The sequence below is a fragment of the Nocardia jiangxiensis NBRC 101359 genome (genome assembly GCF_000308615.1).
In the GTDB taxonomy this organism is placed as follows: Bacteria; Actinomycetota; Actinomycetes; order Mycobacteriales; family Mycobacteriaceae; genus Nocardia; species Nocardia jiangxiensis.
On record NZ_BAGB01000047.1, the window covers coordinates 312,687 to 331,969 of the forward strand.

General features: G+C 67.4%; 19 protein-coding genes. 10 read left to right on the forward strand and 9 right to left on the reverse strand.

The genetic code is table 11. The features are described 5' to 3' along the window. Positions 1-7: 7 nt before the first annotated feature. Positions 8-1,141, forward strand: a complete 1,134-nt coding sequence (nicT, locus tag ON40_RS21915; RefSeq protein WP_218008831.1) for a Nickel transporter NicT — start codon at positions 8-10, stop codon at positions 1,139-1,141. Continuing rightward, positions 1,138-1,869, forward strand: coding sequence for a DUF6390 family protein (locus ON40_RS21920; protein WP_040825554.1), 732 nt, complete (start codon positions 1,138-1,140; stop codon positions 1,867-1,869). The genes nicT and ON40_RS21920 overlap by 4 nt, the downstream gene beginning before the upstream one ends. Positions 1,870-1,884: 15 nt before the next feature. Here ON40_RS21920 and ON40_RS21925 read toward each other — a convergent pair whose 3' ends face one another. Then, positions 1,885-2,526 carry a TetR/AcrR family transcriptional regulator gene (locus ON40_RS21925; RefSeq protein WP_040825556.1) on the reverse strand — a complete coding sequence of 214 codons (642 nt, stop codon included), beginning with the start codon at positions 2,524-2,526 and terminating at the stop codon, positions 1,885-1,887. 102 nt (positions 2,527-2,628) lie between these two features. On the opposite strand from ON40_RS21925, the gene ON40_RS21930 reads away from it, so the two are divergent. The 3 genes from ON40_RS21930 (at position 2,629) to ON40_RS21940 (ending at position 6,878) form a co-directional block, all read left to right on the forward strand. Next, positions 2,629-4,179, forward strand: a complete 1,551-nt coding sequence (locus tag ON40_RS21930) for an MFS transporter (protein ID WP_040825558.1) — start codon at positions 2,629-2,631, stop codon at positions 4,177-4,179. Positions 4,180-4,269: 90 nt separating this feature from the next. Beyond that, positions 4,270-5,451 (forward strand): amidohydrolase family protein, encoded by a 1,182-nt coding sequence (locus tag ON40_RS21935; protein ID WP_040825561.1) that lies wholly within the window; start codon positions 4,270-4,272, stop codon positions 5,449-5,451. Beyond that, the gene (locus ON40_RS21940) at positions 5,448-6,878 is read left to right on the forward strand and encodes a FadD3 family acyl-CoA ligase (RefSeq protein ID WP_040825563.1); all 1,431 of its coding nucleotides are present in this window, start codon (positions 5,448-5,450) and stop codon (positions 6,876-6,878) included. The genes ON40_RS21935 and ON40_RS21940 overlap by 4 nt, the downstream gene beginning before the upstream one ends. Positions 6,879-6,953: 75 nt before the next feature. On the opposite strand, the gene ON40_RS50035 is transcribed toward ON40_RS21940, so the two are convergent. The 3 genes from ON40_RS50035 to mftA form a co-directional block, all read right to left on the reverse strand. Next, positions 6,954-7,928: an LLM class flavin-dependent oxidoreductase gene (locus ON40_RS50035; protein WP_040825565.1), complete on the reverse strand. Its 975-nt coding sequence runs from the start codon at positions 7,926-7,928 to the stop codon at positions 6,954-6,956. Further along, positions 7,925-8,761, reverse strand: a complete 837-nt coding sequence (locus ON40_RS21950; RefSeq protein WP_051193390.1) for a mycofactocin-coupled SDR family oxidoreductase — start codon at positions 8,759-8,761, stop codon at positions 7,925-7,927. The genes ON40_RS50035 and ON40_RS21950 overlap by 4 nt, the downstream gene beginning before the upstream one ends. An 84-nt stretch (positions 8,762-8,845) precedes the next feature. Then, on the reverse strand, positions 8,846-8,941 hold the full coding sequence (mftA, locus tag ON40_RS49260; protein ID WP_063713059.1) for a mycofactocin precursor MftA: 96 nt from the start codon (positions 8,939-8,941) through the stop codon (positions 8,846-8,848). 70 nt (positions 8,942-9,011) lie between these two features. Between mftA and ON40_RS48260 the strand changes: the two genes are divergently transcribed. Continuing rightward, positions 9,012-9,380 carry a DUF4286 family protein gene (locus ON40_RS48260; RefSeq protein WP_051193391.1) on the forward strand — a complete coding sequence of 123 codons (369 nt, stop codon included), beginning with the start codon at positions 9,012-9,014 and terminating at the stop codon, positions 9,378-9,380. A 10-nt stretch (positions 9,381-9,390) separates the two neighbouring features. On the opposite strand, the gene ON40_RS21960 is transcribed toward ON40_RS48260, so the two are convergent. Beyond that, positions 9,391-10,038 carry a TetR/AcrR family transcriptional regulator gene (locus tag ON40_RS21960; protein ID WP_040825567.1) on the reverse strand — a complete coding sequence of 216 codons (648 nt, stop codon included), beginning with the start codon at positions 10,036-10,038 and terminating at the stop codon, positions 9,391-9,393. Between the two features lie 309 nt (positions 10,039-10,347). On the opposite strand from ON40_RS21960, the gene ON40_RS21965 reads away from it, so the two are divergent. After that, positions 10,348-11,553 carry an RNA-guided endonuclease InsQ/TnpB family protein gene (locus tag ON40_RS21965; RefSeq protein WP_040825569.1) on the forward strand — a complete coding sequence of 402 codons (1,206 nt, stop codon included), beginning with the start codon at positions 10,348-10,350 and terminating at the stop codon, positions 11,551-11,553. Between the two features lie 18 nt (positions 11,554-11,571). Here the strand turns inward: ON40_RS21965 and ON40_RS21970 are convergent, their stop codons facing one another. The 4 genes from ON40_RS21970 to ON40_RS21985 form a co-directional block, all read right to left on the reverse strand. Next, positions 11,572-12,732, reverse strand: a complete 1,161-nt coding sequence (locus ON40_RS21970; RefSeq protein ID WP_040825571.1) for a thiolase C-terminal domain-containing protein — start codon at positions 12,730-12,732, stop codon at positions 11,572-11,574. Positions 12,733-12,877: 145 nt separating this feature from the next. Continuing rightward, positions 12,878-14,050 (reverse strand): OB-fold domain-containing protein, encoded by a 1,173-nt coding sequence (locus ON40_RS21975; protein ID WP_040825573.1) that lies wholly within the window; start codon positions 14,048-14,050, stop codon positions 12,878-12,880. Positions 14,051-14,065: 15 nt separating this feature from the next. After that, the gene (locus tag ON40_RS21980; protein WP_040825575.1) at positions 14,066-15,280 is read right to left on the reverse strand and encodes a CaiB/BaiF CoA transferase family protein; all 1,215 of its coding nucleotides are present in this window, start codon (positions 15,278-15,280) and stop codon (positions 14,066-14,068) included. Further along, positions 15,277-16,740, reverse strand: a complete 1,464-nt coding sequence (locus tag ON40_RS21985) for an aldehyde dehydrogenase family protein (RefSeq protein WP_040825577.1) — start codon at positions 16,738-16,740, stop codon at positions 15,277-15,279. The genes ON40_RS21980 and ON40_RS21985 overlap by 4 nt, the downstream gene beginning before the upstream one ends. A gap of 207 nt (positions 16,741-16,947) precedes the next feature. Here ON40_RS21985 and ON40_RS21990 point away from each other — a divergent pair, with 207 nt between their 5' ends. The 3 genes from ON40_RS21990 to ON40_RS22000 all read left to right on the forward strand — a co-directional run bounded on the left by ON40_RS21990 (position 16,948) and on the right by ON40_RS22000 (position 19,283). Beyond that, positions 16,948-17,655: an SDR family NAD(P)-dependent oxidoreductase gene (locus tag ON40_RS21990; protein ID WP_040825579.1), complete on the forward strand. Its 708-nt coding sequence runs from the start codon at positions 16,948-16,950 to the stop codon at positions 17,653-17,655. A gap of 72 nt (positions 17,656-17,727) precedes the next feature. Continuing rightward, a complete protein-coding gene (locus ON40_RS21995; RefSeq protein WP_040825581.1) occupies positions 17,728-17,922 on the forward strand; it encodes a ferredoxin in 195 nt (64 codons plus the stop codon). 8 nt (positions 17,923-17,930) lie between these two features. Next, positions 17,931-19,283, forward strand: coding sequence for a cytochrome P450 (locus tag ON40_RS22000; protein WP_051193392.1), 1,353 nt, complete (start codon positions 17,931-17,933; stop codon positions 19,281-19,283).

Below are 19,283 nucleotides of genomic sequence, written 5' to 3' on the forward strand. Positions count from 1 at the left end.
CGAGGCGATGCGACAGGCACAAGTGGGGACGCGCCCGGTGATCCCGGCCGCGCTGACCCGGATATGGTCGAAATCCACTCGGGCGCAACGACGTAGCGTGACGCTGATGACGTGCGTCGTGCTGGCGCTGCATCTGGCGGGCTGGGGCGTGCTGCTCACCCTCGTCGTGCCCGGTCACTACACGGCCGGTACCACGGTCTTCGGAATCGGCCTGGGCGTCACCGCGTATACGCTGGGCATCCGGCACGCCTTCGACGCCGATCACATCGCCGCCATCGACAACGTCACCCGGAAACTGGTGGCCGAGAACAGGAAGCCGCTGTCGGTCGGATTCTGGTTCTCCCTGGGACATTCCACGGTGGTATTCGTCATGGTGCTGGCGCTCGGCCTGGGCGTGCGGGCGCTGGCGCACGGTATCGAGGATCGGAATTCGGGCCTGCAGCGGTGGACCGGGGTCGTCGGCACCGGGGTGTCGGGCACCTTCCTGATCCTGCTGGGCCTGCTGAATCTGGTGTCGCTCATCGGCATCGGCCGGGTGTTCGGCACCGCCCGGCGCGGCCGCTACGACGAGCGCGAGCTCGAACGGCGGCTGCAATCGCGCGGCGCGGTCAACCGGGTGCTCGCACCGCTGTTGCGCGCGGTCCGCGCGCCGGGGCAGATGTATCCGGTCGGGCTGCTGTTCGGTCTGGGATTCGACACCGTCACCGAGGTGAGCCTGCTGGTGCTGGCCGGAGGCGCGGCGACCACCGGCGTGCCCTGGTACGCGATCATCGTTCTGCCCCTGCTGTTCTCGGCGGGCATGACGCTGTTCGACTCGCTCGACGGCGCGTACATGAACTTCGCCTACGGCTGGGCCTTCGCCGAACCGGTCCGCAAGATCTACTACAACCTGGTGATGACCGGGCTGTCGGTCACCGTCGCGCTGCTCATCGGCGCACAGGAGATCATCTCCATCCTGGCCGAGCGGCTCGACATCACCTCCGGGCCGCTGGCCTGGATCGGCAATCTCGATCTGGGTTCGATGGGCATCGTCCTGGTGGCGCTGTTCCTCGGGACGTGGCTGCTGGCCCTGGCCCTGTGGCGGTACACCGCCCTGGGCCGGCGGCGCGGCGACGAGCTGATCCCCAGGTCTCCGTCGTGACCGCGGTCAGCGGGCCGCGGCTGTTCGCGCGCTACGCCTACGCCCCCAACGCCCTGGGCTACTGCGGTCCCCCGGACGCGGCGGCGATGGCCGGCGGGACCGATGCCGAGATCCGCGAGCTGGCACGCCGATTCACCGGAGCTTGGCCGTATCTGCGAGTGTTGTCGCGGATGACCGGAATCACCGACCCGCTCGACGTCCGGCTGGTCGAATCCTATTGGCTCGGTGGGGGTATCGGCGCCGATGTGGACCCCGCGGCCTTCCTGTCGAATCTGCTCACGCTCATCGGCCCGATGGCGGGCGGATACTGGCAGCACCTCACCGCGGATCTGTCCGACGAGGCCGCCGCGGACCACAGCTTCCACGTCTTCGGCATCTACCCGTGGACCCGCCTGCTGGGACGTGGCCCGGACGAGCTGCCGCTCCGGGTCCTGGACAACTGCCGGATCACTCCGGCGCGGGTCTGCGAGCGGAACGGTTCGACCCTCACGGTCCGCGCCCACCGCCTGCGCTGGGAGGGCGGGCAGCTGTTCCTGTCCGAGGAGATCCCGCGCGTGATCGAGATGACCACTCCGGCAGACGAATCCGTCGCCGATATCGCGATCGGCGACCATATCGCGCTGCACTGGGACCATCCGTGCGGCCGCCTCGACACCGACCTGGTCGAGCGGCTCGCCAGTGCCACCGATCGCCAGTTGAGCGCGACCAATCGTCGCCTCGAGGAGTGAGCCGCCACCGAGCGATCAGGCCGAGGCCGCGGGCTTTGCGCCGGAAACGGCTGTGGCAGCGAGGAAGTCGTCGACTATTCGGGTGCAGTCGGCTCGGGTGGCGTAACCGATGCCGGTGAGACGGGGGAAGATGATCGGCCCGATGAGCTGGGCCAGGACCGCGGCCAGTTCGCGGCCCGCGAGCAGTGCACGAGCCTCGGGGGCTTCGAACAGTTCGTCGAAGGGCTTGCGGTACTGCTCGATCAGGCGGTGACGCAGCGAGCCGACGCGGGCGCCGGCGGCCTCGTCGCGCTCGGCGGTGGCGAGCCAGGCCAGGGTCGTCAGGTGCATGGGGGCGTCGTTGATCACGTCGGCCTGTCGGGTGACCAGTTCGATCAGGCGTTCGCGCAGGGTGCCCCCGACCGGGACCTGCACCACCGGCGGCAGCATGCGTTCGAGGGTGGCGGCGCGCAACTGCACCACATTGTCGAAATGCCGGTACAGGGTCGTGCGGGCGACATGCGACAGCCGCGTGACGCCGTCGATGGTCACCGCGTCGAGTCCGCCGGACTCCAGTAGCGCGGTGGCGGCGTCGAGCAGGCGGGTCCGCGAGCGCACCTTGCGTGGATCGACATCGTCGTCGTGGTCCGGACGACCATCGGTACTGCTCATGGCCATGGACTTAGCATGCTCCTCGGGGAAGGTCTGTCGCCGGTGACGCCACTATGATACTGGTAGTTGCGTAGCGATACTCATAGTTTCGTTTCTTGGGAGACAACCATGGACCACCCGGTGACGCAGATGTCCGCAAGAATGCGATGGGTCGTGCTGCTGTCCTGTCTGTCCGTGGCGCTGGTCGTCGCGGCGATGGCCGCGCTGTACACCGCGCTGCCGCACATCGCGACCGAAACCGGTGCGACCCAAGGACAACTCACCTGGATCATCGACGGGTACACCCTGGCCCTGGCATGTCTGGTGCTGCCCGCCGGAGCCCTCGGCGACCGCTTCGGCCGACGACTGATGCTACTGGGCGGGCTGGCGGTGTTCACCGCCGCCTCGATCGTGCCGCTGATCGCGCACGGACCGATCTGGCTGATCGCGGCACGTGCGGTCGCCGGGGCCGGGGCCGCGTTCGTGATGCCCTCCACACTGTCGATCCTCACCGCCGGACTGCCCCGCGAGCGACGCAACGTCGCGGTGGGCATCTGGGCGGGCACGGTGGGCGTCGGGGCGATCGTGGGCATTCTCGGCTCGGGGCTGCTGCTGGCGCACTTCTCGTGGAAGTCCATCATGATCGCGATGGCCGCCATCGGCGGCGTGCTGACGATCGCCACCGGCACCGTCCCGGAATCGCGCGACTCCTCCCGGCCGTCCTTCGATCCCTGGGGCGCGCTGACCGGGGCGGGCGCGGTGGCCCTGGCGGTGATCGCCGCACTCGAAGCGCCGCAACGCGGCTGGACCTCGCCGATCGTCATCGGCGCGGCGATCGGCGCGGTGGTGGTGGGCGCGGGATTCGCGGTGATCGAACTGCGCGTCACACATCCGCTACTGGATGTGCGACTGCTGGCGCGGCGCGGATTCGGCACCGGAACCGCTTCCGTCGCATTGCAGTTCATGGTGTCGTTCGGCCTGTTCATGCTGATCGTGCAGTACATGCAGCTGATCCTGGGGTACCAGCCGCTGATGTCGGCGGTGGCGATGGCCCCGATGATCGTGCCGATGGTCGGGTTGGCGCTGATCGCGCCGTGGCTCGCCGAACGCTACGGGCTGCGCCTGCCGACCGCCAGCGGCCTGGCGATCGTCGGCATCGGCCTGCTCGCGCTCGGACATCTGGGCGTGCACAGCACGTTCGTGGATCTGCTGTGGCCGCTGCTGATCATGAGCACCGGGTTGGGTCTGTCGGCGGCCCCGGCGACGGCGGCCATCGTCAACGACGCACCGCCGGACAAGCACGGCGTCGCCGCCGCGGTGAACGATGCAGCGCGTGAGGTGGGCGCGGCGATCGGCATCGCGCTGGCGGGCAGCATCCTGGCCGCGGGGTACAGCAACCGCATCGCGGGTGTGATTCCGCTCATTCCGCAGCCGTTGCGCGGGCCGGTGTCCGGCTCGCTCGCGGGCGCGCTCGAGGTCACCGACCGGATCGGCCCGCAGGCGCAGCCGCTCGCCGATCTGGCCGAGGCGGCCTTCGTGCACGGATTGCACCAGGCCACAACGGTGCTGGGTGCGGCCACCCTGGTGGTCGCGGTGGTGCTCGGCGCCTGGGCTCCCGGACGCAAGGCCCGCGTGACCCCGGCGCCCGCCGAACCGGAAGTCGCCGTCGGGGTCGACTGAACCCCCGCTCTCACACACAGGTCTCGACCAAGCGATTGCGATGCATCGCTTATGAGAATAAGATTCTCCTAACAAGCGAAGGAGGATCTCATGCCAGTGCGGACCTTGCCGTACCCGCTGTTCGACGCCGACAACCACCTCTACGAGACCGAAGAGTCGCTGACCAAGTACCTGCCCGACCGGTACAAGAACGCGATCCAGTACGTGAATGTCAACGGGCGCACCAAAATTGCCGTACGCGGCCAGATCAGCGACTACATCCCCAACCCCACCTTCGAGGTGGTCGCGCGGCCCGGCGCGATGGAGGACTACTTCAAGAACGGCAATCCCGAGGGCAAGAGCCGCCGGGAGATCTTCGGCAAGTCGATGAAGTCGATCCCGGCCTTCCGGGAGCCCGGAGCCCGACTCGAGCTGATGGACGAGCTCGGGGTGCAGCGCTCGCTGATGTTCCCGACGCTGGCCAGCCTCGTCGAGGAGCGTATGCGGGACGATCCGAAGCTGATCGTCGCGGTCGTGCACGCCCTGAACGAATGGCTGCTGGACGTCTGGAAGTTCAACTACGAGGACCGCATCTTCACCACGCCGGTGATCAGCCTGCCGTTCGTGGACAAGGCGATCGAGGAACTGGACTGGGTGGTCGCCAACGGCGCCAAGGCGATTCTGGTGCGTCCCGCGCCGGTGCCCGGCCTCGAGGGCCCGCGCTCGTTCGCACTGCCGGAGTTCGACCCGTTCTGGCAGCGCGTGGTCGACCACGACATCCTGGTCGCGATGCACTCCTCGGACAGCGGCTACTCCCGCTACGACGCCGAATGGGAGGGCAACAGCAGCGAGATGCTGCCGTTCGTGACCAACGCCTTCCGGATGGTCAACGAGTGGCGGCCGGTGCAGGACACCGTCGCCTCCTGGGTCTGCCACGGCGCGCTGTTCCGCTATCCGAAGCTGAAGATCGCCGTCATCGAGAACGGCTCGGCCTGGCTCGAGCCGCTGCTGGACACCCTCGCGGACGTCTACAAGAAGGCCCCCGAGGGCTTCGGCATGCAGGATCCGGTCGCCGCGATCAAGAAGAGCATCCACGTCAGCCCCTTCTACGAGGAGGGCGTCACCGATCTGATCGACCTGGTCGGTGTGGACCGGGTGCTGTTCGGTTCGGACTACCCGCATCCCGAGGGCCTGGCCGAGCCGACCCACTTCGCCGATATGCTCGGCCACCTTCCCGAGGCGGACCAGGCGAAGATCATGGGCGGCAACCTGGCTCGGCTGCTGGGCGTATGAGCAATGATTGCGAAACCCTTGCGCAGTTGGTGCTGAGCGCGGGCGACCGCTTCGGTTCGGCCGAAGCGGTCGTCGACGGCCCGCTGCGCTGGAGTTTCGCCGAACTCGCCGATCGGGTGCGCCGCGCCGCGGGCGCATTCGCGGCGGCGGGGATCGCGAAGGGCGAGCGCGTCGCGATCTGGGCGCCCAATTCGGCGCAGTGGATCGTCGCGGCCTTCGGCGTGCTGACCGCGGGCGCGGTACTGGTCCCGGTGAACACCCGCTTCACCGCCGCCGAGGCCGCCGACGTGATCCGCCGCAGCGGCGCCCGAATGGTGTTGGCGGAACAGGGATTCCTGGACCGGGAGTACACCGCGGAGGTGCCGGTGATCGATCTGGCCTCGGAATTCCTTTCCAGCGGAGCGCCTTTCGAGGCCGAGATGCTCGGCACCGACGTGGCGGATGTGATCTACACCTCCGGCACGACCGGAAAGCCCAAGGGCGTCATGATGAATCACCGTCAGACGCTGCGGCTGTACGCCGAATGGTGCGATCTGGCCGATCTGCGGGAGGGCGACCGGTATCTGCTGGTCAATCCGTTCTTCCACACCTTCGGCTACAAGGCCGGACTGGTCGCCTCGCTGACCCGCGGCGCGACGATGCTGCCGGTGCGAGTGCTCGACATGCCCGCCGTGCTGGATCTCATCGAGCGCGAGCGCGTGACGATGCTGCCCGGCCCGCCGACCCTGTATCACTCGCTGCTCCAGGCACAGGGCAGCGGGCACGATCTGTCCTCGCTGCGTGCGGCGGTCACCGGCGCGGCCGATATCCCGGTCGAACTGGTCCGCCGGATGCGCGAGGAACTGCCGTTCGGATCCATCATGACCGGTTACGGGCTGACCGAGGCCGGTACCGTCACCGCCTCGCGACCAGGCGACACCTTCGAGCAGATTGCCACCACCGCGGGCACGGCCTGCGACGGCATCGAGATCGATCTCGGCGACGACGGCGAGGTCCTGGTTCGCGGATATTCGGTCATGCAGGGCTATCTCGACGATCCCGACGCCACGGCGGCGGCCATCGATCCCGACGGCTGGCTGCACACCGGAGATCTGGGCGAACTCGATCCGGACGGGCGGCTGCGCATCGTCGGCCGCAAGAAGGACATGTTCATCGTCGGCGGTTTCAACGCCTACCCGGCCGAGATCGAGGGTTTCCTGCTGGAACATCCGGCCGTGGCGCAGGTGGCGGTGATCGGGGTGCCCGATGAGCGGCTCGGGCAGGTGGGCAAGGCGTTCGTGGTGTTGAAAGACGCTGCGACAGAGCAGGAGTTGCTGCGCTGGAGCCGGGACCGGATGGCCGGGTTCAAGGTGCCGCGGTCGTTGGAGTTCCGCACCTCGTTGCCCATGAACGCCACCGGCAAGGTGGTCAAGGACCAGCTGAAGTGAGCTGAATACGGCACGAACGACGTTGGTGGTCGTGCGGATTCGCGGGGCACCAGCGTCATCGCCGTCTGCCGGGGTCTACGAAACCACGGACCCGAAGCGGGGGTCGCCGATGACCGTCTCGCCGAATTCGGCCAGTGTCCGCGGCGCGGCGAAATCGGCGAACCACACGTAGAACCGCTCGACCCCGCGCTTGGTCAGGGCCGCGAAGTGCTCGGCGAGCTGTGCGGCATCGCCCACGACCAAACCCGCACCGAGATAACCGAATCGGCGCTCACTCTGCGCGCGCACTTGATCGACATCGCCCGCGCGCCCGACGAATCCGACCATCTGCTGCACCGAGACCCGCGCCGAGCCGACCTCGGATTTCAGCGATTCCAGCCGATCCAGGTGCGAGACGGGCAGATTCCACCACATCGCGTGCCGACGCACCAGCTCGATGACCGGCGCGCTGGTACCGCCGATGACGATCGGAATAGGTGTACTCGGCCGCGGCGGCTGGAAGAGGCTCTCCCCGCCGGCCGTACTACCGATCCCGCCCGCATCCCCGCGTGGGCCGGCCGCCTCGTGCGGGAGGGGTGCACCGTCCACGTCGGAGCCATCCACATGGGCCGCGCCATCGGCCGGCGGGCTACCCCAATACTGTTGCAGCAGTTCGAGTGTGCGCCCGAGTCGCTCGCGCCGGGCCGCGGCCTTGTCCAGGGTGATGTCGAATCCGGTGAGCTCCCCCGGCACCGAACCCGCGCCCAGCCCGAGCTCGAAACGTCCCCCGGACGCCTCCTGCAACGTCACCGCCTGTTTGGCCAGCACCGCCGGATGCCGGAACGCATCGCACAGCACCAGATGACCGATCTTCAGCCGTTCGGTCCGCGCGGCAACCCAGGTGGCCACCGTCATCGCCTCCCACAGCGGCTGCTGATCGGCCCCGGGCGCGAGCAGATGATCGATGAACGCCACGCCGTGGAATCCGGCGGCCTCCGCGGCTCGGGCACGCTCGACGATATCGGCGACGTCCATGCGGATCTGGGGAAGAAACAAGAACCACTCGGTCACAGCGCCAGGCCGCCGTCCACGGGCACGACCGCACCGGTCATCGCACTGCTGTCCGGACCGGCGAGAAAGGCCAGCACCGAGGCGATCTCGGCCGGATCCAGCAACCGGCCGACCGGCTGCTGCCCGCCGAAGCGCACCGCGTCGGGCAGGTGGTAGATCCGCGCGGTCTCGGCCAGAACCTCGGTATCGGTGGACCCCGGACTCACCGCATTGGCGCTGACCCCGGTACCGCCCAGTTCCGCGCCCAGCGCCCGGATCAGCCCTGTCACACCGGCTTTCGCGGCACAATACGCCGCCAGCTGCGGCAGCCCCTTGGTGGCCGCGGCCGAGGCGACGGCCAGAAAACGTCCGGTGCGCGGCTCCGGACGCGCGAGCAGCGCCGGAATCGCCGCGCGGGCCAGGTTCATCACCCCGCCCAGGCAGATGTCCATGACGGCGCGTTCCCGCTCGACCGGCATCTCCCACAACGGATCTCCGCCCGCGATGACCCCGGCCACCGCGATCGCCGCATCCAATCCGCCCCAGGTCTCGACCGCCTCGGCCACCGCGGCGCGCAAAGCCTCCGGATCGCGCACATCGGCGACGAACGGCCGCACCGCACCGACCCGGCTGACCCGACTACTGGCCTCGGTCGCCACCGCCACCAACTCACTCTTGCTGCCCATCGGATACGGCAGCACCGGATCGTCGCTCGCGACGTCCACCGCCAGCACCGACCAGCCCCGATCGGCCAGCTCCAGCACCGTGGCCGCGCCGATCCCCCGCGCCGCGCCGGTCACCAGGGCCACCCGGCGATGCTCCCCGGAGTTCACCTTCCCGTGCGGACGTGCCATGACGCTGTCTCCTCCCGCACGATCACTTGCAGTACAACACCTTTCGCCGACTCCCCGGCTGCGGACAACGGGTGTCGGCGCGCGTCAGTACACACCGCACATGCCATCGATCGAGACGTCTTCGACCAGCGATTCATCTGCCGTCGAGGTGTCGTGGGCCGCATTCGTGTGGTTGTCCATGAGACCTCCCGCATCGTTGGTCGCAGCACTGGTGCAACGGTGGTGGAAATGTGATTCTCTAAATACGATAATGATGTTTCGTCACCGAGACAAGGCCGTCGGCGCGCACCTGGACCGCACGGTCACACGAACGGAGGACCTGATGAAGATGCTGGTGAACTCCCGCGCCATCGCGGGCAAGGACGAGGAGTACAACACCTGGTACGCCACCGTGCACGTACCGGAGATGCTCGCCATCGACGGTGTGAGCTCCTGTACGCGCCATCGGCTGCGGACCCGCCAGGGGCAGCCGGCCGAATTCCTCGCCATCTACGAGATCGACGGCGATATCGACACCGTGCGCAAGGAGATCGGCGCGCGCCTGAAGGACGGACGCATGTCGGCGAGCACCCTGGGCGATCCCGAGCACACCGCGATGAAGGTCTGGGAACCGATCTGACCTCGGTGGTTCAGCGCGGGCGCAACCCGTCCAGCAGCAGACGCACGGTGAACCCCACCCGCTCCTCGAGCTGCGCCGCACTGGGCGGGCGTCCCGCCACGATACTGCGCACCTGCCCGCCGACCACCATGCTCATGAACGCGCGTGCGGCCTGATCGGTATCGATCGGCGCGATCGTGCCGTCGGCGATCGCCCGATCGAGCACACCGGCCACGAAGTCGATCACCGGTCCGGCGCTGCGCTCGTAGTTTGCCACGAAGATCTCCGGGAACCGGTAACCCTCGGTGTTGATGATCCGTTGCAGCCGAAGACCATTGGGCGTCATCACCTGATCGATCCGCAGCCGGGCGACCGATTCGAGCGTGCGCGTGAGATCTCCGGAGTCGAATCCCTCGAGCACCTCGCGCGGCACGATCTGGCCGTCCACGGCACGATGCACCGCCGCCAGGAACAATGCGGACTTGTCCGGGTAGCGCGCGTAGATGGTGCGTTTGGTCATATTCACCCGGGACGCGATCATCTCCACGGTCGTCACGTCGAATCCGTTCTCCAGGAACAGATCCAGCGCCGTGTCGAGCAACTCCTCGTGCCGCGCCGCCGCCTGTTCGCGAGTCGGCCGACCGGCCCCGCGTCGCACAGGTGCATCTGCCTCGCTCATCGGGCCTCCTCGCTCGCCACTCTCGTGTCATTCTGCCGTTCAGCCATAACGAAACACACAAGCCGCCATTCTTGCCACAGGGCGGCGGCAATAAGAAGGACACCATCACGAGTTCCACCATTCAGCGCCAGCAGGCCCTCGACGCGACGATGAATCGCCGAAAGCGGCCGCCGAGCACCCGGTCGAGCATCGCGCGGGGAAGCCGTACACCTAGAACCCGTAGGGCAGAATGCCGCAGCCCAGTCGGTCAGGCAACCGCACCGCTTCACACTCCACAATATATCGAACATATGTGCTAACGTGTGAAGAGTGACCACGCCTGTCAAGCGGGCTTTCAAGTACCGTTTCCGTCCCACCGCCGCTCAGGCTGCCGAGCTCGAGCGAACGTTCGGTTGCGTCCGCAAGGTGTACAACCTCGCACTGGACGCCCGGGCTACCGCGTGGCAGCGCGGCGAACGGGTGAACTACAACGCGACTTCGGCGATGCTCACCGAGTGGAAACGCAGCGACGCCTTCGATTACCTGAACGAAGTGTCCTGCGTACCACTGCAACAGTCGTTGCGCCATTTGCAGACCGCATTCACCAGCTTCTGGGACAAACGCACCAGCTATCCACGTTTCAAGTCTCGCAAGAAGTCCCGTGCGTCAGCCGAATACACCAAGTCCGGATTCCGATGGCGGGACGGAAAGCTCACTCTGGCAAAGATGGCCGCACCGCTCGACATCGTGTGGTCACGGCCATTGCCGGACGGTGTAGAGCCATCTACGGTCACCGTTTCGAGAGACTCGGCTGGCCGCTGGTTCGTATCCCTACTGTGCAAAGACCCTACCGTCGAGCCACTGCCGAAGAGGAAAACGACAATCGGGATCGATGCTGGGGTGACGCATTTGCTCACCCTCTCGACAGGCGAGAAGATCACCAACCCGCGTCACGAACTCCGGGACCGGGAACGGCTGGCCAAGGCTCAGCGTGCGCTCGCCCGCAAACAGAAAGGTTCGGCAAATCGAGCCAAGGCGCGAGTGAAAGTCGCTCGTATACATGCCCGGATCGCTGATCGACGACACGATCACCTACACAAACTCTCAACTCGGTTGGTGCGTGAGAACCAAACGCTCGTGATCGAGGATCTAGCCGTAGGCAACATGGTTCGTAACCGGAAACTTTCCCGCGCAATCTCCGACGCGGCGTGGTCGCATTTCCGGTCGATGCTGGAGTACAAGGCCGACTGGTATGGGCGCAAGGTGATCAGGGTCGACAGGTGGTTCCCCTCGTCCAAACTGTGCTCGACGTGCGGCGCATTACAGGACACGATGCCGCTCAACATGCGCGAATGGACATGCGCGTGCGGCGCGACCCATGACCGGGATATCAACGCCGCGAACAATATTCTGGCCGCCGGGCTGGCGGCATCAGTCTGTGGAGATGATGTAAGACCTCAACGGAATCCTCCGAGCGGGCAATCGTCGGTGAAGCAGAAAACCCAACCCGTGAGGGGAGAAGTCCTGGCCCTCTGAGGCCGGGAAGAAGTCAACTCACGCTCCGGGCCCCTCCAGCAGGGTCACCGCCGACACTGCGGTCGGCCCGCCGAGGTTGTGCGCCAACCCGATTCGCGCACCCTCGACCTGATTGGCGGCCTCGCCGCGCAACTGCTCGAACAATTCGACGCACTGCGCCACCCCGGTCGCACCCGGCGGATGCCCCTTGGTCTTGAGCCCGCCGCTGGGATTCACCGGCAATGTGCCGCCGACGCTGCTCGCACCGGTCTCCAACAGTTTGTACCCCTCGAACCGTTCGGCGAAGCCGAGGTCCTCGTAACTGATCAGCTCGATGCCGGTGAAGAAGTCGTGCACCTCGGCGACATCCACATCGCGCGGGGACAGCCCGGCCATGGTGAACGCCGCGCGCGCCGCGCGCACCGTCGCGGGGAACGTCGTCATATCCTGCTTGTGCTGGTGCATCACCGAATCCAGGCCCAGTCCGACGCCGCGAATCCACACCGGCCGGGAGGTGTAGCGGTCCACGACGTCCTCGGCGGCCAGCAGCAGCGCCGCCGCGCCGTCGCTCTGCGGCGCGCAGTCGTACACCCCGAACGGGCCCGCCACCATCGGCGCGTCCAGCGCCTGTTCCATGGTGATCTCGAACTGCAGGCGCGCCTTGGGATTACGCATGCCGTGCCGGTGGTTCTTCACCGCCACCATGGCCAGATGCTCACGGGTGGCGGGTGATTCGTGCAGGTAGCGCGAGACGTGCAGGGCGAATCCGGCGGGCGCGATCAGGCCCAGCGGATAGTCCCACGCCATATCGCGGGTCATCGCCTCCCACTCCCACAGCATGTCCTTCTGCGCGGTCTCGCGCAGCTTGTCCGCGCCGACCACCAGGGCCACGTCGCAGGCGCCCGAGGCGATGCCGAACAGCGCGTTACGCACGGCGTCATTACCTGTGGCACAGGAGTTCTCGACCCGGGTCACCGGCAGGTCCGGCATGCCCAGCGCATCGGCGAGGATGCCGGCCGGGAAGCCGTCGGTATTGCCCATCGCACCGAACCAAGCCGCCTGCACATCGGACTTGGGCATTCCCCGGTCCACTCCGCCGAGAGCTTCCGCGAAGGCCATCGGTACCAGATCCTTGACACCGAGGGCGAAATGCTCCGCGAACGGAGTCATGCCCGCCCCCACAATGGCTACCCGCCGCATGCTGCCTCCTCTCCGAAGTGACCGGTCACCCGGGCCGCGCCGCGCAGTCGTATTCGCGATGTCCGACGGCTACGCTCCCGGGTCGTTTCGTGCTCGCGCAGTCCGGTGCCGTCGTGGCGGCCGGTCGCACCGCATGCCTCGCCCCTCACCTCGCAGCCTCCGGATCGAACGCGTAGCCGTAATCGGGCACCCCGGATCGCACCGCCACGCGCCGCAGCACCATCCGCCCGCGATCGCCGATCGCCACCGTGCCCGGATCGGTGCCGGTGACCTTCGCCAACGCCCGCACGCCGACGTCGTCGAGTTCCACGATGACCAGCGTGTAGGGCGTGGGCAGGCCCGGAACCGGAACCGCGACAGTGCATTCGGTGTAGACGGTGCCGCTGCGCGGCAGCGGCACCAGGGTGTACTCGGTACTCAGCGCGCCGTCCTCGCCCACCCGATAACGCGGCGGGAAGTCCAGTTCGTCACTGCCGGAATGCTTTCCGGCCTCCCAGCGCACCTTCGCCTCGAAGGCCCGTTCGTAGGCGGCCAGCGAGATGGGAATCTCCGAGCCGGGCACCAGATCGCTCGTCGGCAGGTCCCGGGCCGCCGGTTCACGCCGGTGTACCGCGGCATCGCCGCCGACGACCGTCAACCCGGACAGCCCGGCCTGTTCCACACCGACCAGTAAACCCGTTGTGCCCCAATCGACCATGGCCGCCAGCGCGAACAGGCTCGCACTGGCCCCCAGGGTCGGCAGCGAGGGCGGAACCGAGCGGCACAGGTCCGCGGCCTGTTTGTCGCCGACCCCGGCCACCGCCGCGGGGGTGTCCAGCCAGGCCGCCGCCAGCGAGGCCACCAGTCCGCGCTCGTGCAGCAGCCGGGGATCGCCGTAGTCGTGCACCGTGCCGATCGCATTGCGGGTGCGCACCGGCAGACTCCGCGCCACCCGGGCGGCGATGCGGATCTGCAGGCCGTGATCGGAGACCAGGACCGCCGCCGCACCGGCGGGATCCAGATCCACGCCGATGATCAGCGTGCGCGAGCGCGCGGAGCTGAGTGCGTCGAGGGTGGCGGGCGCACCGCCGAGCCGCTCGATCACCTCCAGCTCCGGATCCAGCCCCAGCCCGGCCAGCAGGACCGCGGCGTTACTGCTGCCGACCAGCGGCAGATCCCGGCTTACCACCACGACCCGTTCCACCGGACCGGCGTCGTACAGGGCCGCGCGCCCGGCCTCCACGGCGAGGGTGACCGCGTCCTCGTCCGATCCGGGTACCCGGTGGCGCGGTGCGCCCCAGCACGGCAGATACGTCCCCAGCGATGCGATGAACGGCATTGGTACTCCAGCGAATTACGTGACCGCGCCCGCGGACTTGAGTGCGATGATGCGGTCCCAGTCCAGGCCCAGATCCTGCAGCACCTCGTCGGTCTGCGCGGCGAACTCCGGTCCTGGCCGCAGCTGCGGCGGGGTCAGGTCGAATTGCACCGGACTCGAAACCAGGTGCAGCTCACCGGCTTCGCGAATGTACTCGTTGGCCCGCACCTGCGGATCCGCGAGCACCTGCAACGCGTCCTGCACCGGGGCCCACGGGCCGGACAGGGTGCCGAAGCGCTCGGTCCACTCCGCGAGCGTGCGCGTGCCGATCACCTCGCGCAGAATCTCCACGGCCGCAGGGGTATTGGCCGCGATCGAGGCCGCGTCGGCGAACCGCGGATCATCGGCCAGCTCCGGCCGGTCGATGTGGCGGCAGACGTCGGCCCAGAACTTGACCGGCTGCAACATCACCAGGGACAGATACCGGCCGTCCTTGGTGGCGTACAGCCCCGAGAGCGGGTTCGCCGGTGAGCCGTGCGCCCCGGTCGGCCCGGCGTGCAGCGGTTCGCCGACGTGCGCCGACAGGGCGATGGTGTGTCCCATCGACCACAGACCGCTGCTGAGCAGCGAGACGTCCACCACCGAGGTCTCCCCCGTGCGCTCGCGCTTGAACAACGCCGCGGCGATGCCGCCGGCCAGGTTCGTCCCGGAGATGGTGTCCCCGAACGCCGGACCGGGCGGGCCGATCAACCCGTCCACATCGGGCGGGGTGATGGTCGCCGCGACACTGCCGCGGCACCAGTAGGCGGTCATGTCGTAGCCGCCCTTGTCCGCCTCGGCGCCGCGCGGGCCCAGGCCGCTGCCGCGCGCGTAGACGATGGTCGGATTCACCGCGCGGATGTCGTCCACATCGATGCCGAACTTGCGGCGGTGCTGCGGCAGGAAGCTGGTCAGGAACACATCGGCGGTCTTGGCCAGTTCGTGGATCACCTCCCGCCCCTCGGGCACCGACATGTCCACGCCGATGCTGCGCTTACCCCGATTGGCATGCTCCACATTGGGATTCGGATCGCCCTCGACCTTGAACTGCCCGATCTGCCGCAGTCCGCGCTGCGGATCACCGGTGACCGCGTGCTCGACCTTGATCACGTCCGCGCCCCAGTCGGACAGCACCGCGCCCGCCGAGGGCACGAAGCCGTACATGGCGACCTCGAGGACGCGAATCCCGGCCAGCGGCCCCGACCCGCTCATGACGCCGCCGCGAAGGTCTTGATCTCCAGGAACTCCTCCATACCCGCAACTCCCATCTCGCGACCGATGCCGGACTGCTTGTACCCGCCGAAGGGCGCGTCGGCGCCGAAGTAATTGCCGCCGTTGATACTCATGGTTCCGGTGCGAATGCGCCGCGCCACCGCGAGCGCACGTGCTTCGTCGGCGCTGAACACGCCGCCGGACAACCCGTAGATCGAATTGTTCGCGATGCGCACCGCATCGTCGTCGTCCTCGTACGGGATCACCGCCAGGACCGGCCCGAAGACCTCCTCCTGCGCGATCTCACTGTCGGGATCGACCCCGGCCAGCAACGTGGGCTTGTAGAAGTAGCCCGGATCGACCTTCTCGCCGCCGGTGATCAGCTTCGCCCCGGCCTCGACCGCGCGCTGCACCAGACCGTCGACCTTTTCGCGCTGACGTTCGCTGATCAGCGGGCCCATGACGGTCTTGGGATCACCCGGATCGCCGTACTTCACCATGCCCATGAAGTTGGCCACCTGTTCCACGACCGCGTCGTGGTCCTTGCGCTGGACCAGCAGCCGAGAGGTCAGCGCGCAGCCCTGCCCGGCATGGCTGACGATGCTGAACGCCGCGAACATCGCGGCGGAGTTGTAGTCGGCGTCGTCCAGCACAATCGCCGCCGATTTGCCGCCGAGCTCGAGGAACACCTTCTTGAGCGTGCCCGCCGCGCCGGCCATGATCTTGCGTCCGACGGGGGTCGAACCGGTGAAGGTGACCACGTCCACGTCCGGATGGGTGGTCATCCGCTCGCCCACCGAAACATCCGAGGAGGCAAGCACATTCACCACGCCCGCGGGAATATCGGTGTGCTGGGCGATGATCTCGCCCAGAGCCAGTGTCGCGAGCGGAGTGTCGGGCCCGCCCTTGAGCACCACCGTGCATCCGGCCGCGAGCGCGGGCGCGAGCTTGGCCAGGGCCAGCTGATGCGGGTAGTTGTAGGCCGCGATGGCGGAGACGACGCCCGCGGCCTCGCGCTCCACCCAGCGCCGATGCGGACGTCCGCGGAATTCGATCTCGCCGATGTCATCGCTGAAGGAGTACTTCGGCAGCAGATCCGCGTAATACCGGACGATCTCGAACGGAACCTCGAGCTGATTGGCGTGCGTGAGCTGGCGAGTCGCGCCGACCTCGGCGATGGTCAGCTCCCGCAGTTCCTCCACGTTGTCCCGCAACGCCTTGTAGAGCTGATCGAGGCAGCGTGCCCGGAAGGCGTGATCGGTGGCCCAGGTCGTGGTGTCGAACGCGCGCCGGGCCGCGACCACGGCCGCATCGGTCTCGGCGATACCGGCCTCGGGCGCGTAACCGTACACCTGCCCCGTCGCGGGGTTGAGCGAGGCGAGCGTGCGCTCGGTCTCGACCAATTGCCCATCGATGAGCAGCCGTCGGGTGACGCCCGCCTCCTGTTGTTGCGCTGACATCGCGTCTCCTAGCTGCGCGTGAAAATTGCATTCTCTTTAATGGAGAATGATACATTCTTCTCCAGCGGACTGTAGCAACAATCGATGACCTGGCAAACACTCCAGCCCGGAACGCCCGGTCACCACTCGGTTCCGCCACCGCGGAAACCTTGCGCACCCGTTCAGCGCGAGAGTACCGTTCTCAGCATTCGGAAGGGAGATTCTTTCGTGAAAACCGCCGTAGTCACCGGCGGCGCGTCCGGTATCGGTCTCGGCATCGCCGAGCGCCTGCGCGCCGACGGCCTGCACGTCGCCACCCTCGACCTGAACCCGGCCGCCGACGACGATTTCGCCTATCGAGCCGACGTCAGCGATCCCGACCAGATCACCGCCGCCCTGACCGACGTCCGCGAGAAGCTGGGCCCGGTGACGGTCCTGGTGAACGCGGCCGGCGTGGAGAAGTACCGGCGGTTCCAGAACCTCAGCTTCGAGGAATGGAAACAGATCATCGACGTCAACCTGCACGGAGTGTTCCACACCGTGCAGGCGGTGCTGCCGGACATGATGTCCGCGAACTGGGGCCGGGTGGTGAACATCTCCTCCTCGAGCACTCACTCCGGCCAACCGTTCATGTCGGCCTACGTCGCGGCCAAGTCCGGTCTCAACGGACTCACCAAATCCCTTGCGCTGGAACTGGGTCCGTACGGAATCACGGTCAACGCCGTCCCGCCGGGCTTCATCGACACCCCCATGCTGCGCCGCTCGGAGGAGAAGCGACTGCTGGGCGGCACCATCGAGGAACACATCCAGCGCACCCCCGTACGCCGTGTCGGCAAGCCCGCCGACATCGCCGCGGCCTGCTCGTTCCTGATCTCCGAGGACGCCGGATACATCACCGGGCAGATCCTCGGGGTCAACGGCGGGCGCAACACCTGACCGCGAGCGAGCAGGCGCTGCCGACGGCTGTCTCGAGTGGTACGGCCACCACACTTGAAGGGAAGAAATATCGTGAAGGTTCATGTCGACGCCGATCGCTGCCAGGGGCACACCCTCTGCTCGATGATCGCCCCGAAGATGTTCGAACTCAGTGAGATCGACGGTCACTCCTCACCGGTGAGCGAGGACGTCCCGACCGATCAGGAGGAGAACGTGCGCGAGGCCGTGCGCTCCTGCCCCGAGCGCGCGATCGCGATCACCGAGTAGGAACCACCATGAGCGTGGACAACGCTGCCGAGCGCAGACGGCCGGTCTTCCATTTCGACCGGCACACCCCGCACTACCGCGAGCAGTTCACCGCGATCACCGAGCAGATGCAGGACAGCTGCCCGATCGCCTGGACCGAGACCTACGGCGGACACTGGGTCGCCGCGGGCAATCGGGAAGTCTTCGAACTGGCCCGCTGCCCGTACACCTCCAACGATCACGACCCCGCGGGGGAACGTCGCGGCTACAAGGGGATCACGATCCCCACGCCCGAACGCGGAGTGGCCAGGCGCTCGGGAATCCTGGAGATGGACCCGCCCGAACAGTCCGAACTGCGTGCCGCGCTCAACCCCTACCTGTCCCCCGCCGCGGTGCAACGCTGGATTCCGTTGGCGGACGAGGTGATCCGCGCCAGTATCGACGAGAAGATCGAATCGGGACGGATCGACTTCGTCGACGATCTGGCCAATATCGTTCCCGCGGTGCTCACCCTGGCGATGATGGGCATCCCGCTGGACAACTGGACCATCTACAACGAACCGGCGCACGCCTCGGTCTACACCCCGCCCGATTCCCCGGACAACGCGCGGGTCGGCGAGATGAACCAGGCCATGGGCATGGATCTGCTCACCAATTACCTTCAGATCAAGCAGAATCCGCGCCCCGGGCTGATCGATGCGGTGGCCCGGTCCACCCTGTCCGGCGAGCCGATCTCCGATATGGACGCCATCGGCATGCTCGCGCTGATCATCGGCGGCGGTTTCGACACCACCACCGCACTCACCGCGCACTCGCTGGAGTGGTTGTCCGAGCATCCCGATCAACGCGAATTGCTCAGCCGCGAGCGGGATCTCATGCTCGACTCGGCAACCGAGGAATTCCTGCGCTACTTCACCCCCGCACCCGGCGACGGCCGCACCATCGCGCAGGACTGCGAGGTGGCGGGTAAGCAATTCGTCGAGGGCGAGCGGCTGTGGCTGTCCTGGGCGATGGCCAACCGCGATCCCCGGGTGTTCCACAATCCGCACGAGGTCGATCTCGAGCGGCGGGGCAACCGGCACTACAGCTTCGGGCTGGGCGTGCACCGCTGCATCGGATCGAATATGGCGCGCATGGTGTTCAAGCGGATGCTGCTGGCGGTCCTGGACCGGATGCCGGACTTCCGGTGCGACGCCGAGGGCACGATGCACTACGACACCATCGGCGTCATCCAGGGCATGCGGCATCTGCCCGCGACGTTCACCCCGGGGCAGCGCCTGGGCGCGGGACTCGACGAGACCCTGGTCGCGTTGCAGCGCCTCTGCGACGAGCAGCGCCTGGCCGAACCGGTCACGACTCGTAAGCCCCGCCCGCAGAACTGA

Coding starts and splice junctions, on each gene's coding strand:
- nicT (WP_218008831.1), top strand. CDS start 8: ATGCGACAGGCACAAGTGGGGACGCGCCCGGTGATCCCGGCCGCGCTG.
- ON40_RS21925 (WP_040825556.1), bottom strand. CDS start 2,526: ATGGCCATGAGCAGTACCGATGGTCGTCCGGACCACGACGACGATGTC.
- ON40_RS21930 (WP_040825558.1), top strand. CDS start 2,629: ATGGACCACCCGGTGACGCAGATGTCCGCAAGAATGCGATGGGTCGTG.
- ON40_RS21935 (WP_040825561.1), top strand. CDS start 4,270: ATGCCAGTGCGGACCTTGCCGTACCCGCTGTTCGACGCCGACAACCAC.
- ON40_RS21940 (WP_040825563.1), top strand. CDS start 5,448: ATGAGCAATGATTGCGAAACCCTTGCGCAGTTGGTGCTGAGCGCGGGC.
- ON40_RS21950 (WP_051193390.1), bottom strand. CDS start 8,761: ATGGCACGTCCGCACGGGAAGGTGAACTCCGGGGAGCATCGCCGGGTG.
- mftA (WP_063713059.1), bottom strand. CDS start 8,941: ATGGACAACCACACGAATGCGGCCCACGACACCTCGACGGCAGATGAA.
- ON40_RS48260 (WP_051193391.1), top strand. CDS start 9,012: ATGATGTTTCGTCACCGAGACAAGGCCGTCGGCGCGCACCTGGACCGC.
- ON40_RS21960 (WP_040825567.1), bottom strand. CDS start 10,038: ATGAGCGAGGCAGATGCACCTGTGCGACGCGGGGCCGGTCGGCCGACT.
- ON40_RS21970 (WP_040825571.1), bottom strand. CDS start 12,732: ATGCGGCGGGTAGCCATTGTGGGGGCGGGCATGACTCCGTTCGCGGAG.
- ON40_RS21975 (WP_040825573.1), bottom strand. CDS start 14,050: ATGCCGTTCATCGCATCGCTGGGGACGTATCTGCCGTGCTGGGGCGCA.
- ON40_RS21980 (WP_040825575.1), bottom strand. CDS start 15,280: ATGAGCGGGTCGGGGCCGCTGGCCGGGATTCGCGTCCTCGAGGTCGCC.
- ON40_RS21985 (WP_040825577.1), bottom strand. CDS start 16,740: ATGTCAGCGCAACAACAGGAGGCGGGCGTCACCCGACGGCTGCTCATC.
- ON40_RS22000 (WP_051193392.1), top strand. CDS start 17,931: ATGAGCGTGGACAACGCTGCCGAGCGCAGACGGCCGGTCTTCCATTTC.